Source organism: Pontibacter sp. FD36 (genome assembly GCF_015686655.1).
Taxonomy (GTDB): domain Bacteria; phylum Bacteroidota; class Bacteroidia; order Cytophagales; family Hymenobacteraceae; genus Pontibacter.
Map to the genome: position 1 here is coordinate 178,042 of NZ_JADPMP010000009.1, position 14,909 is coordinate 192,950.

Annotated in this window: 12 protein-coding genes; 5 read left to right on the plus strand and 7 right to left on the minus strand. The window is 51.5% G+C overall.

Translation table 11 applies throughout. The annotated features are described in order from the left end of the window. The first annotated feature begins 204 nt into the window (after positions 1-204). The 3 genes from I0P70_RS14225 (at position 205) to I0P70_RS14235 (ending at position 2,820) form a co-directional block, all read left to right on the plus strand. Positions 205-1,518, plus strand: a complete 1,314-nt coding sequence (locus I0P70_RS14225) for a DUF349 domain-containing protein (RefSeq protein ID WP_196119157.1) — start codon at positions 205-207, stop codon at positions 1,516-1,518. A gap of 279 nt (positions 1,519-1,797) precedes the next feature. Then, a complete protein-coding gene (locus tag I0P70_RS14230) occupies positions 1,798-2,019 on the plus strand; it encodes a DUF2795 domain-containing protein (RefSeq protein WP_007652164.1) in 222 nt (73 codons plus the stop codon). A gap of 72 nt (positions 2,020-2,091) precedes the next feature. Next, on the plus strand, positions 2,092-2,820 hold the full coding sequence (locus I0P70_RS14235) for an ABC transporter ATP-binding protein (RefSeq protein ID WP_196119159.1): 729 nt from the start codon (positions 2,092-2,094) through the stop codon (positions 2,818-2,820). Here the strand turns inward: I0P70_RS14235 and I0P70_RS14240 are convergent. The 3 genes from I0P70_RS14240 to queA all read right to left on the minus strand — a co-directional run bounded on the left by I0P70_RS14240 (position 2,817) and on the right by queA (position 5,329). Further along, complete coding sequence (locus I0P70_RS14240) at positions 2,817-3,509, minus strand: 2-C-methyl-D-erythritol 4-phosphate cytidylyltransferase (protein ID WP_196119161.1); 693 nt, start codon at positions 3,507-3,509, stop codon at positions 2,817-2,819. The two genes, I0P70_RS14235 and I0P70_RS14240, sit on opposite strands and share 4 nt — an antisense overlap. Before the next feature lie 34 nt (positions 3,510-3,543). After that, on the minus strand, positions 3,544-4,185 hold the full coding sequence (locus I0P70_RS14245; protein WP_196119164.1) for a CatB-related O-acetyltransferase: 642 nt from the start codon (positions 4,183-4,185) through the stop codon (positions 3,544-3,546). A 97-nt stretch (positions 4,186-4,282) separates the two neighbouring features. Next, the gene (gene queA / locus I0P70_RS14250; RefSeq protein ID WP_196119166.1) at positions 4,283-5,329 is read right to left on the minus strand and encodes a tRNA preQ1(34) S-adenosylmethionine ribosyltransferase-isomerase QueA; all 1,047 of its coding nucleotides are present in this window, start codon (positions 5,327-5,329) and stop codon (positions 4,283-4,285) included. A 182-nt stretch (positions 5,330-5,511) separates the two neighbouring features. On the opposite strand from queA, the gene I0P70_RS14255 reads away from it, so the two are divergent. Both I0P70_RS14255 and I0P70_RS14260 read left to right on the plus strand, forming a co-directional pair. Further along, positions 5,512-6,759, plus strand: coding sequence for an ABC transporter permease (locus I0P70_RS14255; RefSeq protein ID WP_196119168.1), 1,248 nt, complete (start codon positions 5,512-5,514; stop codon positions 6,757-6,759). Between the two features lie 142 nt (positions 6,760-6,901). Beyond that, positions 6,902-7,765: a TIGR00730 family Rossman fold protein gene (locus I0P70_RS14260; RefSeq protein WP_230392215.1), complete on the plus strand. Its 864-nt coding sequence runs from the start codon at positions 6,902-6,904 to the stop codon at positions 7,763-7,765. 169 nt (positions 7,766-7,934) lie between these two features. Here I0P70_RS14260 and I0P70_RS14265 read toward each other — a convergent pair whose 3' ends face one another. From I0P70_RS14265 to I0P70_RS14280, 4 genes are all read right to left on the minus strand, one after another. Beyond that, positions 7,935-10,019 (minus strand): hypothetical protein, encoded by a 2,085-nt coding sequence (locus I0P70_RS14265; protein ID WP_196119170.1) that lies wholly within the window; start codon positions 10,017-10,019, stop codon positions 7,935-7,937. Between the two features lie 16 nt (positions 10,020-10,035). After that, complete coding sequence (locus I0P70_RS14270; protein ID WP_230392203.1) at positions 10,036-11,061, minus strand: DUF4249 domain-containing protein; 1,026 nt, start codon at positions 11,059-11,061, stop codon at positions 10,036-10,038. Between the two features lie 68 nt (positions 11,062-11,129). Further along, positions 11,130-12,188 carry a DUF4249 domain-containing protein gene (locus I0P70_RS14275; RefSeq protein ID WP_196119174.1) on the minus strand — a complete coding sequence of 353 codons (1,059 nt, stop codon included), beginning with the start codon at positions 12,186-12,188 and terminating at the stop codon, positions 11,130-11,132. Then, positions 12,185-14,869 carry a TonB-dependent receptor gene (locus tag I0P70_RS14280; protein WP_196119176.1) on the minus strand — a complete coding sequence of 895 codons (2,685 nt, stop codon included), beginning with the start codon at positions 14,867-14,869 and terminating at the stop codon, positions 12,185-12,187. The genes I0P70_RS14275 and I0P70_RS14280 overlap by 4 nt, the downstream gene beginning before the upstream one ends. Positions 14,870-14,909 lie beyond the last annotated feature (40 nt).

Genomic DNA, 14,909 nt, shown 5'->3' on the forward strand with positions numbered 1-14,909 from the left:
GCTTTGAAATCACTAAACTTGTAGAAAAACTGTATGGGAGAAGTCCGCACAGACTTACCGTAGCACCTAATCAGGTCATTGCCAAAAGACTTATGCTGCTAAACAGCAGACAGTCAACGCTTCAACCTGACATGCGTATGCTAAGGTTAGTCTAAATTTTGGACCCTTTGCCCTTTTATGTTCCGATTCTAACCCGATCCTTAAATGGAAAACAACGACCTATTGGAAGAAGCCAAAAAATACGGCTTTATTCAGGACCAGCAAGTATGGCTGAAAGCTTTTATGACCTACCCCGACAGAAAAGTAGGCGAAGTGAAAGAATCAGAGGAAGACTCGCTGGTTTATTTTGCCAAGCGCTTTCACATGTTTAGCGATAAAGTAAACGCCCTGCTTGAGCGCATTGCAACTTCCGAAAACAAAGGCTCTTTCCTGATGAAAGTACTGCACATGAAAGACCAGGTAGGCAACTATGACGCTTTAGGTGACTTTGAGGCTATTTATCATACCCTGAGCAAAGCTGAGGAGGAAATAAATGAAACCATCAAGCAAAACCGGGAGAAGAACCTAAGCATCAAGATCGGACTCATACAGGAGGCAGAGGCGCTGCAGGATAGCGTGGAGTGGAAAGAGACTTCTGATAAAATGAAGGACCTCCGTGCCACTTGGATCAAGACGGGCCCTGTAGAGAAAGAACTCACCGACGAGATCGAAGAACGCTTTAAAACTGCTTTGGAGGCTTTCTTTGAGCGCAAGAAGTCTTTCTTCAATGATAAGAAACAAATGCAGAACCGCACTTACGACAGGTATAGAGACCTGATCGCCAAGTCGGTAGCACTGCAAAACTCTGAAGAATGGGAGGCTACCACAGCCAAGCTGAAAGACCTGCAGACGCAATGGAAGCAAATTGGAGGATCGCTACCGCGAGCCACCACCAACAAGCTGTGGACTGAGTTCAGAAAAGCGCACAACCACTTTTTTGAGCGACTTAAAGTAAAGATCACAAACGAAAAGGCAGACTCGAAGGAAAAGTACTACGACACGAACCTGGAACGCAAGCAGGAACTGGTAAGCCAAGCCGAGCAGTTGCTGCAGCACAACAGCCTCAACGATGCCGTTAGACGCGCCAAAGAACTGCAGGCAGAGTGGAAAAAAGTAGGTCCTGTTCGCCCTGATGTTTCAGATGCTATCTGGGAGCGTTTCATCAAAGCCTGCGACCGTGTGTTTGAAATGAGCAGCCTGGAGCACTACATTCGCAAGCGCCAGCAGAACGCCAACGAAACCTATAGCCACGAAGAGGGGTTGCATGCCCGTATCAACGCGCTGCGCGACTTCATCAAGTCGGACCGTCAGGAGCTGGAAGTGCTTGAGACGAACCTAGGCAAACTGAGCGAAGCGCCAAGCAATGACTCGTTCCGTAACATGCTTCTGGGCAAGATCCGCAACTTCAATCGTAAGATCAAGACTAAGCAGGCCCTGATCGAGATGTTCCAAGAGCAGCTCAGCACGATCAATAAATAGAAAAATTCAGATTTACCTATATTTTTTGAGGAAGCGCCTGTTGCGAATGCGGCAGGCGCTTTTTATATTTACATACAGCCCAATCAGGGCAAATTGCAGCGAAAAAGTAGGGTCAAAAAAATTTGACTCAAAATGAACATTTACGGTGTATTTGCGTTGTTTTGGTAAAAACAATCACAAAAAGCAATAAATATTTCAAAAAAATTTTAGTTTGTGAATTAATTCATACTTTTGCGAACTATTTTTTTCAACGCCATTTAGATTAAGGAGACACATACTATGTATTGGACACTGGAATTAGCATCATACCTGGAGGACGCACCTTGGCCAGCCACTAAGGACGAGCTGATCGATTACTCTATTCGCTCAGGCGCCCCTATGGAAGTGGTAGAAAACCTGCAGGCACTTGAAGATGACGGGCAGCCTTACGAGAACATCGAGGAGATCTGGCCTGACTATCCTACCAAGGAAGACTTCATGTTCAACGAAGACGAGTACTAATTCATGATGAATTAGATAATGGATAATGAGTAATTGACTTTATATTATTCATTCTTCACTATTCATTACTCATTGAAAAACATCGTTGAAGTAAAAAATCTGGTTGCGGGTTATGAGCATCGTACTCTGATCCGCAACCTTTCTTTTTCTGTGCCTTCGCAGGCATTTGTAGCTATTGTTGGTCATAACGGAGCCGGTAAGACAACCCTATTCCGGGCCTTTCAGCAAAAGATACCTTACCAGGGGCAGCTCCTGCTGCACGGCCATGACTTGCGAAACGCAAAAGACGCAGCGGCATCAGGCCTTCTCTCCTACCTCCCCCAAAAAAACATCGTTTCTTTCTCGATCAGCGTGCTTGACCTGGTTGTGATGGGCCTTTTCAGGAGAAAGAGCTTTTTTGAGAATTATACCGCACAGGATTATGCCTTGGCCCGCGCTACGCTGGCGCAACTGGAACTGACACACCTGCAGGAGCAGGACTTTACTACGCTTTCGGGAGGTGAGCAGCAAATGGTGTGGCTGGCGCAGCTGATGCTACAGGACGCCGAAGTGGTGCTGCTCGATGAGCCCACCCAGCAGCTAGATGTTTATTATAAGAAGCAGGTATTCCAACTGTTGCAGCAGTGGGTACAGCAAAAAGGCAAAACGGTGTTCTGCATAACACATGACCTCTACAACCTGCTGCCCATGCAAGGCTATCTCCTTAACCTGTCCAAGCCCGACCCTAATCTAGAACCGCTTTCACCTGAAACAGTACAGCAGAATCAGGAATTTCTGGAAGCGCAGCGCATTGTCCGTTAAGATGCCGAATCGAACTGCTTCACGAGTACTTCAGCCAACAGCAGGTCTTCGGGTGTCGTGATCTTGATATTACTATAACTACCCTCTACCAGGGCTATACCTGCGCCTAGCTGCTCTACAACAGAAGCATCGTCAGTAAAGTACTCCTGCTCGGGTTGCTCGTACGCTTTCTGCAAAAGGCTGGCTTTGAAGCACTGCGGGGTTTGCACGAGTTTATACCTGGTGCGTGGCACAGCCTGGCTCCCGCCCTCGGTCAGTTCCCGAATAGAGTCTTTAGGAGACACAGCCACCACGGCAGCTCCCGCCTCAGCTGCGCTCTCAAAGGCTGCTTTAATTGTGGCAGAGCTTACAAACGGCCGCACGCCGTCATGCACAGCCACCAGGGCCTCGCCATGCACTGTCGCCAGGCCATTTTTCACAGAGCCAAAGCGTGTCTTGCCCCCCGGCACTGCCATATGGAAAACAGGAAACTTATGCTGCTTACAAAGGTTCCGCCATACCTGCAACTGGTCCTCCGGCAACACCACGACGATGCGTATGTCGGCATTGTAGGTATAGAACCGCTCAATCGTGTGCATCAGGATCGGCTTACCGGCAAGTTCGATAAACTGCTTCGGCAGACTGTGCTGCATGCGACTGCCTGTGCCACCGGCTACGATAATGGCGTATTGTTGCAAAGCTTTTTCCATAGAATAGGTTTGTGTATTGAGTAGAGGTTTTGAATCATTGGCAGTGAGCCAGTTGCCTGATATCTGCCGCGTTTATAACAGACAGGTTCCGGGTAATCTTTTCAACGCTCCAGTCCCACCAGGCAATTTGGAGCAATTGCGCAACTTCACTTTCCGTAAAACGCATTTTAACAACCTGCGCTGGGTTGCCCGCTACAATGGCGTAGTCCGGCACATCTTTGGTCACGACGGCCTTAGTTGCCACGATGGCACCATTCCCAATTTTCACACCAGGCATGATCACAGCCTCATAACCGATCCAGACATCGTTTCCTACTACCGTGTCTCCTTTGTGAGGATATTTCGATGAGGCGTCTGCTCCGCCATCAGCTGTTTCCCAGCCATTCCCGAAGATAGCAAAAGGGAAAGTGGAGATTGGCCTGGTCTCGTGATTGCCACCATTCATGATAAATTTCACACCGGAGGCGATGGCACAAAACTTCCCGATCCGAAGCTTATCCCCTATAAAGTCGAAATGATAGAGTACGTTTCTTTCGAAATTGTGCGGATCATCCAGATCATGATAATAGGTATAGTCTCCAACCATGATATTTGGATTCTGGATGATGTTCTTCAGAAAAACCAAATTATGGTGATGCGTAAGCGGGTATGTGATATCAGGATCCGGCGCTAACATACTTTTTCGGCTTAGTTGCGAACTAAATGAAGCTGCAAATAAAGCAAAAAGCCCCGACTTTGGTGGGCCGGGGCTTTTCTAAATCTTATACCTGCTACTACAGGATCAGCATCACGTCGCCGTAGCTGAAGAAGCGGTACTTCTCTTTCACGGCCTCCTCGTAGGCTTTCATCACCAGTTCGTATCCGCCAAAGGCAGCTGTCATCATCAACAGTGTGCTCTCCGGCATGTGGAAGTTTGTAACCAGCGCATTGGCGATCTTGAAATCATACGGAGGGAAGATGAAACGATCTGTCCAGCCCTCGTTTGGCTTCAGGCGGTTGCTGGCCGATACTGACGACTCCAGTGCACGCATGGTGGTTGTACCGATGGCTACAACCCGCTTTTTATTGTCCAACGCCTTGTTTACCAACTCTGCGGTGTCGTTTGGCACCATGAAGTTCTCAGAGTCCATCTTGTGCTTGGTCAGGTCTTCTACGTCCACAGGGCGGAAAGTACCCAGGCCAACGTGCAGTGTAAGCGGCGTTACATCCACTCCTTTGATCTCAAGGCGCTTCAGTACTTCTTTCGTAAAGTGCAGACCAGCTGTCGGAGCGGCTACGGCACCTACGTTTTTGGCGTACACTGTCTGGTAACGCTCCTTGTCTTCCGGCTCAGCCTCACGCTTGATGTACTTTGGAAGTGGCGTCTCACCCAGCTCATTGATAGTCTTATAGAACTCCTCGTCCGGACCGTCGAACAAAAACTTGATCGTACGGCCACGGGAAGTGGTGTTGTCGATTACCTCGGCTACCAGGTCGCTGTCGCCGAAGTACAGTTTGTTGCCTACGCGGATCTTGCGGGCAGGGTCTACCAGCACGTCCCACAGGTGGATGTCCTTGTTGAGCTCGCGCAGCAGGAACACTTCAATCTTGGCACCGGTTTTCTCTTTGTTGCCATACAGGCGGGCTGGGAATACCTTGGTGTCATTCACTACCATCACATCCCCTTCATCGAAATACTCCAGGATGTCCTTGAACACGCGGTGTTCAATTTTGCCCGAGTCGCGGTGTACCACCATCATGCGCGATTCGTCGCGGTTAGCGGATGGATGTGTGGCTAGCAGGCTTTCAGGTAGCTCAAACTTAAATTCTGATAACTTCATACTTTTTATATTACGGTATAAATCGTGCTGACTTAAAACGGCCTGTATCAAATCCTATATCTTCTTCCCTAAAATTCAAGAAGACATACCCATGATACAATTAAAAAATCAAACCGCAAATTTACTTAGTTTGCCCGAAATATTCTTACTTTTAAGAAAATTACTTTGCTGTACGCCAAACTATGATCTACCTACGCCTTATCGCCGAAAGTTTCCGATTTGCATGGCAAGCCCTTCGTGCTAACCTGCTCCGAACGATCCTCTCCCTGTTGGGTGTAACCATAGGTATTTTCGCTATCATATCGGTGTTTACACTGGTGGACTCGCTTGAACGCAACGTGCGCGACAGTATGAGTTTCATCGGCGACAAGGTGCTGTATGTGGAGAAGTGGCCCTGGAGCTTTGGCGGCGAATATCCCTGGTGGAAATACTTTAAGCGTCCACAGCCCAACACCCACGAATTCCGCTTACTGGACCGCAACCTGACCAACGATGCCGGCGTGGCTATTTTTGCCAACAAAGGACGCAGCTTGTTTAAGCACCGCAATAACAATTTCAGAGATGCCGGCCTGATGGGCGTCACCTTCGACTACAACAAAGTAACAGAGATTCCGGTGGCAGAAGGCCGCTACTTCATACCGCAGGAGGTGGATGCAGCCCGCAATGTGATGATCATAGGCGATGAGGTAGCCAATACGCTATACCCAGGCCAGCCAGCCATTGGGCAGGAACTCCGCGTGAGCGGACATAAGTTTACGGTAATCGGGGTGATGGAGAAGCAGGGCGAGAGTATGTTTGGCATGCCTAACTTCGATCAGATGGGAATTATACCTTATGGCACCTTTAGCAAGATGTACGCGACCGGACCTAATGGCATCGGCTCCACTATTGCTGTAAAAGGCCGCGAAGAGGACATAGGCTTACAGGAACTGGAATACGAAGTACGCGGCATGATGCGCAACATCCGGGGTCTGAAGCCCCGCGACGAAGACAACTTTGCCATTAACCGACCCGAAATGGCCACTCAAGCCATCTCAGGTTTCTTCCAGGTAGTTGGCCTGGCGGGCTGGGTGATTGGTGGTTTTGCCATACTGGTGGGCGGCTTCGGCATCGCCAACATCATGTTCGTGTCTGTAAAGGAAAGAACCAACATCATCGGCATACAAAAATCACTGGGTGCTAAAAACTATTTCATTCTGTTCCAGTTCTTGTTTGAGTCAGTATTTTTGAGCATTATTGGCGGTGGCATCGGTATCCTGCTCGTGTTCCTACTCACACTTATACCGCAGGACATGATGAAGATTTCGCTCTCGGCAGGCAACATTATACTGGGCCTGGGCGTATCGGCGGTCATAGGCATGCTGTCGGGGATCATTCCGGCGGTACTTGCTTCAAACCTGGATCCGGTAATTGCGATTCGCTCCAAATAAAGAAAGACACAACCGTGACTGCATAGTTTTCTTCTCCACGCTGCAGACACACACCCTTAAAATTATTTATTAAATGAAGAAGGCGCCTCACCGTGAGTGCGCCGCAGGAGGCCTGCCTCCTGAAGAAGACGAAGAAAGAATTATGACAAAGCTTAGAAAGACAAGCAAAACGAAACTCAACGACGAGTCACACAACAGCGGCAGCGGACAGACTATCCTGAACCCGGACGTAAACGAAAATAAAGCAAAATCCATTACTGACCTGCGTGAAGCCGGTCAGGTTTCAGCTCCCCCGGCATCTGAAGAGGATGTAAAGATCCGCCAGGCCTTTGTAGATAAGGACTGGAACGAGATCAAGATCGCTGACTCCTGGCAGATCTTCAAGGTAATGTCGGAATTCGTGGAAGGCTTTGAGAAACTGGCTAAAATCGGTCCATGCGTATCTATTTTTGGATCTGCCCGCACCAAGAACACGCACAAATACTATGTCATGGCTGAGGAAATCGCAGCCAAGCTGGTACGCCATGGTTATGGCGTAATCACGGGCGGTGGCCCGGGTATTATGGAAGCCGGTAACAAAGGGGCGCACTCCGAGGGAGGCAAGTCTGTGGGTTTGAACATCCAGCTGCCATTCGAGCAGTTCAACAACATTTACATCGACTCTGACAAGCTCATTAACTTCGACTATTTCTTTGTGCGCAAAGTGATGTTCGTGAAGTATGCGCAGGGCTTTATCGTAATGCCGGGTGGCTTCGGTACACTCGACGAACTGTTTGAGGCCATCACGCTGATCCAGACCAAGAAAATCGGTGCTTTCCCAATCGTACTGGTAGGTCGCGAGTACTGGGGCGGTCTAATGCAGTGGGTTGAAGATGTAATGCTGAAAGTAGAGAGCAACATCAGCCCCGAGGACCTGGACCTGGTGCACATTGTGGATGACCCAACGGAAGCTGTGAAAGTGATCGACGAGTTCTACAGCAAATACCTGCTGTCTCCGAACTTCTAAGAGAAAAGCACTCTTACAAAAAAGCGCCCCACTGTTCTCCAGTAGGGCGCTTTTTTTATGCAGGTATATACCGCTTTTAGTAGATGTCAGTCTGTCAACTACCGGTATCGGCTATGATCAGAATATGCATAAGCAGAACCCTTACCTCAGTTTAGCCTTTCTTTGGCTTTCAGTTTAACAGCTTTACCTCAATTGAAGTGCTTCCGCTTACAGGTATGCCCTCGGCTGTTTGCCCCTGCACCCGTATCTCAAATACTCCCGTTTCGTCGGAGGTATAAAACGTGAAGGTGGCATTTCCGTCAGCTCCGACCTGCAGGTATGGCTGCCAATAAAGCTGTTGCCGGAAGTCTGGCAGCTGCGTCGCGTCGTTAGAGGCAGCCGCCGGCACTACAAAGTTCCGGGGCAAGTTGTATTGTTCATACAGCACAGGCAGGCCCTTCGCTTTTAGTCGCTCCCGGGCCTCACCGCTTTTGGTGTAGATGGCAAACATGCCATTGTCTACCAGACGTCCCAGGTTGCCGGCATACAGCTTCTCCTCTGACCAGGCTATCTCGATAGAGGCGATGTCGTTCAGGTCGAGCGCCATGATCTCGTCCATATTCTCCAGGATGACGCCGTCCAGCAGGTATAGCGGTTCGTCCTTCATCATGCGCTTGGTTCCGGGGGCCACGTAAAGCAGTCGCACGGTTTGCCTGCCCTTTTTCTTACGCATGCGCAGGTTGGTACTCACTTCCCGGATAGCCTCCTCTACATCCTGAAAAGCAACGTAGTCATCCAGCTTGAACACCCGGTCGGCTGGCAAACGTGGTAGTGGAGAGGCCGCATGAGGTTCTGTCAGGCCATAGATGTCCTGGATATTAGTACGGGTATAGTGTTTCTTCGCAACGCTTATGACATGTGAGGGCAGCGCCTGCACAAAAGCGGTGTCTAACTGCTTGGCAAAAGTCTCCTGCTGAAATGGTCCCTTCACGCCTTCCTGCCGTACGGGTTCCACTAAGGGCTCCCGTGCGAACCGGGCTTCTGTTTCATTTTTTGCGATGGCCTCCCAGAGTTCCTGGTCGGTTTCGTGTTCCAGCCGCAGTTCATTTGTAGCGACAAAACCACCAGGTTGCTGAAGTGCTGCTCGTCGCTCGGCCACGGAGGTCGAGAGCCAGGCATTGGCCGGCAGCCCTTTCACTGTAACGGTTACCTGCTGGCGGGTACCATACTGCTGACGGTCGGCCTGTACCCCTATACCTGCTGCACGTGGCATCACAATGCGCTGCTCAGCTTCTACCAAACCGCCCGTGTTGAGCAGTAGCAACCTGCACTGCGGTTGCGCTGCATCTGCCCACGGCACGGTGACTTGCTCTGCCCCCGTCACGTGCTGCGCAAAATATACCTTGCCTCCCGATGCGGCCACCAGCACATGACTTACAGTTGATTGCCCCTGCACATTTACTTCTATACCTGTCGGGCTTACTTTTCCAACTGCTAATACTACGCCCTGTTTTTTAGGTTTGGGGAGCATTACCTGCTGAGGTGCGTAGTTAGCTGCCTGTACCTGTGCTACCAGTTCCTGCTGTTCTGTAGCCGTCAGGCTGAACAGGGCTATACCTGATGCGTCACTTTTAAAAGAGGCAAGCGTTTGGCCGGCTGTATCAGCCACTATGCCTTGTGCGGCTATACCTATACCTGCGGCATTGGTCACGGTCGCTATTATTTTGGTAGGCACTCCCGCCGGCCAAACACCGGACTCAGGTAAAAATCGCACCTGAAGGGGGCTAGCTGTTACCGCACGTCCTTCCAGCGCCTTTACTTCGTTCGGGTTGACAATGGTGAGCTGCTCCTGGCAGTGCTGTTGCGTACTGAAATTTCGCATCCAGTTGGTGGCAGCCCGTAAGGTATAGCTGCCCGATGGCATGTTTTCAGGCAACAGGAAATCTCCCTGTGCTTTTCCATCCTCCAGCACCAGTCGCTGGTTGATCAGGGTGCTGCCTTTTGCATCCAGCAGCTCTACATAAAGCACCCGACTGGCGGGAGCAGTGGAGTTTTTGCGCACAGCAGCACTGTACCAGAGTCGCTCGCCTGCCATGTACCAGGGCTGACTGTGTACCAATTGCACCTGCTCGTCTGAAAGCTGGCGCTGTACCTGGGCGGCAGCTACTTTGGCAACCTGCTCCTGCTGCGCAAAAGCCGGTAAGCTGAGCAAGGGAGCTACTGCCAGTAGCAGCCTGGCCGTTATTTTGGGGATGCTATGAAAGGCTATGTGCATCTGTTTGATTTAAATGTTAGAAGCCGATTGGCCGTTCGTTGGTTACATTCGGGTACAAGAAGGTGTAGCGGCAGTCGCCAAGAGGTAATTCATATGGCAAACCCGGGAAAGGGGCATAAAACATGCGTTGGATCACGATGAAATCTTCTACCATGGAAGAGGCGGTGAAATACCCGACCACCCGTTCTTCGGGATTAGTGACGCTGTACATGTTGCCGTTGATGCGTGCCGGAGGCGGATCGAAAATACTGCCCACGCTGGTCTGCTGCTCATTGAACAGGCGCCAGAACTCGTAAGCTTCGCCAGTCAGAGAAAACTGTCTGATCTTAATGCGGTATTTGGTTGGGATATCGGCAGGCACCACTACCACAGGCTGCTCAAAATAGCGGCCATTCACCAGCCTATCGTTGTTTGCTACCACTTTAGTGTTAATGCTGCCCATATTGGCCCAGCACACGGAAGGCACTGGCGCATCGCCTGTGTTGGTATAAAACTCGAATACCCCCTCTGTGTCCCAGCGATAGTAGTTGCCTCGCTCTGGCGGGTCCTGCACTTGGGCCTTTACTTCAAAACCCACCGACCTGCGCTCGATCAGCATACCTGCTGAGTTGCGCACTACGTCTACAAACTGCTTAAACTCATAGCTTATACCCTGGATGGCTGGCACAGGGCGCAACAGTTCCGGACGTGATGTATACTCCCGTCCATCGGGCAAAATAATGTGCAAGGTGTAGCTCCTGCCCTGCGCTACCTGGTAGTCATCCGCACTCAGCGTATACACGCCATTTCTGGCCCCTTCATACAGCGGCATGCTGTTGCCGAGGTTGTCTTGTATGGTTACAGTGGCATTGTGCACACGCTCTACAATTACCTGCTGGTTTTCGCTATCAAAAGGGGCAGTCCAGGTGAGGGTTACTTTATTCAGCTCCGGGTTATTCTGATCTGTGATCATGCCGCTCACCACCAGTGACTTCTGCTCTGTTCCGGTCTGGAGTTCAAAAGGATCCACGCAAGCCTGCAGCAGGACGATGATCAGTAGCATGGCCCACGGGAGGATGTGACAATATGTGTTTTTTACTCGCTGCATTGAAAGACAATAATCTGTAAATCTTAAAAACCAGCCGGTTTCATGGCGGTGCTGTTCGGAAAAAGAATCCGGCAATCCTGGGGCGGCACCACAAAAGGTGGCTCGTAAGGCCCACTTCGGAAAGGAGCGTGCACTGCCCTGTCGATTAGAATACCTTTTTCGCTAACCCCCGAAGCGCCAAAATACCCGATCACCTCTTCTGCCGGATTGCTTAAGCTGTATAGATTGCCCCGTATTTTGGCGGGTGGCGGATCAAATATGCTTCCTACGCTGGATTGCTGCTGTTCAAAAAGCCGCCAGAACTCATAAGCCTGTGCGGTGAGCGCATACTGCCGCACTCTGACCAGGTACTTGGTAGGCATGTCAGCAGGCAATACTACGACCGTCTGCTTATGCGTATTTCCGTTAAAGAGCCTGTCGCCCGCAGTTACAGCTCTGCCTGTAACACGCCCTGCAAAAGACCAGCATTGGGTAGCAGGTATAGGAATGGCATCGGGAGCGCGACTGAAGTACTCGAATACACCGGTTGCATCCCAGCGGTAGTAGTTAGCGGTGCCAGCCGGATCTGCCAGGGTAGCGTATACCTCAAAGCCTTCTGAGGTCTGCTCTACCAGTTCGCCGCTGCCATTTCTGACAACTTCGGTAAACTCTTTGAAGGTATAGGTCACGTGCTCTATCTGCGGAGATGGCTGCAGCAGCTCGGGTGCCGATTCATACTCCCGGCCGTCGGGCAACTTGATGTACAGCCTATAGTGCTGCCCAACTTCCCCTGCCAGGTACTGAGGCAGGAAGTAAACTCCCCGCTCCCCCTCAATCAGCTGAAACCCTGCACCCCGATTATCCAGAATTTTGACGTAGGCTCCCAGCACAGGCCTATTGTACACAACCTTATTTTCACTGTCAAATGATTCTGACCAGGAGATGCTCACTTTGTTCAGCGTTTCGTCGGGGCGATCTGTGATCAGCCCGCTCACCACCAGTTGGGGCTCCGTCTCCCCGGTCTGTATCGCAATCGGATCAATACAACCAGACGTCCCTAAGCCAATCACAGCCACCAGCCAACTCAGCAACAGCTTTCTCATCGTGTGATCTTGAAATTGTAAGTAATGGCTGGTACCGCCGATCCGATCACCGATAGCCTGTAAGCCTGTGGAATAGTGCCGCCGTAGGCTGGTTTGAAGAAGACCGAATAAGGATTTTTGCGCCCGTACACGTTGTATACCGAGAAGGCCCAGCTGCTCACCCAGTTGGCGTTTCGCTTGTTGGTGCCGTCTATCACAAACGCCAGGTCCAGGCGGTGGTAGTCCGGTATGCGGTGCTGGTTGCGGTCGCTGTAGTTCACGATCAGCAGCCCATCGATGTAGCCCACTGATTCCGGATAAGTGATCGGTCTGCCGGTGCTGTAAGTAAAGTTGGCTGACAGACTGATCAGGCGGGTCAGCTGCTGGTTCATGACCAAGGTAAGGTCATGCGGTTTGTCGAAGTTTGCCGGGAAGAAATTGCCGTTGTTGATGCGCTCTTCGGGTGTAGGGCCATTGACGCGGCGGAGCGACCTGGAATAGGTATAGCTTGCCCAGCCCGTCAGCTTTTTGCCCTTACGGCGCATCATCAGCTCCAGACCGTAAGCCTTGCCCTCGCCTGGCAGCAGGTCCGCATCTAGTGTGTTGTTGAGAAGGAGCCGGGCACCGTCTTTATACTCCACCAGGTCGTGCAGCTTTTTATAGTAGGCCTCCGCCGAGAGTTCAATAGTATTGTCCTGCAGGTTTTTGAAGAAGCCAAGCGCCACCTGATCGCCGATCTGCGGGCGCAGGTTCGGGTTGCTCGTTTTCCAGATATCCACCGGGGAGGCTGCCGTTGTATTAGATATCAGGTGAATGTATTGCGCCATGCGGTTGTAGCCCAGCTTCACCGAGCTATTTTCGCCCAGGCTTATTTTAAGGGAAGCACGTGGCTCAAAGTTACCATACTGCTGAATCACGCCGCCATTGCTGTAGCTCAGTGTATCAATGATAGTAGACTCCCTGCGTGGCGACTCCGGATCGTACACGTACACATCGCCCGGCCCCAGGTTATAGTATGAAGAGTAGCGCAATCCGTAGCTAACTGATATCCTCGGGCTAAGGGCGTATTCGTGGTCCAGGTATAGCGCGGCTTCAACGGAGCGCTCCCGCGGCATGCTGACAGGCAGCAGACTGGACAGTTCTGAGCCGGGCGTTAGGGTGCCGGGACTGAATTCATACCAGGAGGACGAGGCACCCAGGCCCATTTTATGCCGCACAGTAGGTTCGTAGTTCAGGTCTGCCCTAATCTGCTTGTATTTTATCTCTGAGTCGAGGGTATAGCTGAAGGGATCTGTTTCGGCCTCCACGCCATAGTCATAGTCACCCACCACACCCGTTACGCTCGACAGGAGTTTGTCACTGAAGGTGTGGTTCCAGCGGGCAGTTGCAGTAGCGGTGCCCCAGGTATAAGTGGTATCAGCCCCAAAACGGAAACCATCGCGGCTCAGGTAGCCTGACACCATCAACTGATCTTTGGCACTGATCGTATAGTCGACCTTGGCATTGAAGTCGTAAAAATAGCCGTCGCTGTCGCGCACGGACTTGTCAGGCACATAGCGCAGTGCCAACCCCGGGTAAGCGCCACGGGCTCCGAGTACAAAAGAAGCTTTGTCTTTCAGCAGCGGCCCTTCCACCATCAGGCGGCTGGCCAGCAAACCGATGCCTCCGCTCAGGATCGGCGCTTTTTTGTTACCCTCTTTTAGCTCCGCGTCCAGCACCGACGAGATGCGCCCGCCATACCTGGCAGGTATACCGCCGCGGTACAGGGTAACATCCTGCACCATATCCGGGTTAAAAACTGAGAAGAAGCCGAACAGGTGAGACGCACTGAAAAGCGGTGCCTGGTCCTGCAGGATCAGGTTCTGGTCGATACTGCCCCCGCGCACATTGAAGCCGCTGGCCCCCTCCCCTACAGTGGTAACGCCGGGCAGCGCAATTACGCTCCGCAACACATCCACCTCTCCCAGGAAGTTAGGCATCTTGCGCACTTCCTGTATTGACAAACGTGCCACGCCCATCTCCAGACTTTCCACGTTATGGTCAGGCGCTTTGGCCGATATCTCTACTTCCCGCAGCTGGTTGCTAACTTCAAAGAGCTCGACATTCATGGTGCGGCTCTGCTGCAGGCTAACCCGCCGCTGGTCCTCCACCATGCCAATGGCCCGCACCCGCAAGGTATAGTTACCTGCCGGCACCGACAAGGTATACCTGCCCTGCTCGTCGGCAACAGTGCCTTTTCCTGTTTCCACAAGCAGCACGGTGGCTCCTATAAAAGGCTCGCCTGTTTTGGCACTGCGCACCTGTCCGCTCAGCGTCACAATGCGCTCAGCGGCCTTCCCTGCGGCAGCTGCCCCTGACGTCACTGTATCAGACCGAAAAATGGAAGCCGCAGAAAGAGGCACCAGCACTACGGTGTGGTCATCGTACAGCACAAACGACAGTTGGGCTTTTTCCAAAAGTCTTTGAAAAGCACTTGTGAGTGGCTCCTGCTCAAAGGTCTGGGTCACCTGTATACCTTCCACCCAGTCGGGCTGGTAAAACACGCGCAGTTTGTGCTTCTGCTGCAGGTCTTGCAGCACTGCGTTCAGGGGCTGGTTCTGATAGCTGGCCGTGATGCGTATCTGCCCGGCGTCCTGCGCCCAGGTATAGCCTGACAATAGCATCAGTACTGCAAGCAGAAAATAGTGGTAGCGTCTTTTCATAAAACGGAGGTGCGGTTGGCGTATGTGCGCAGCAGGTATA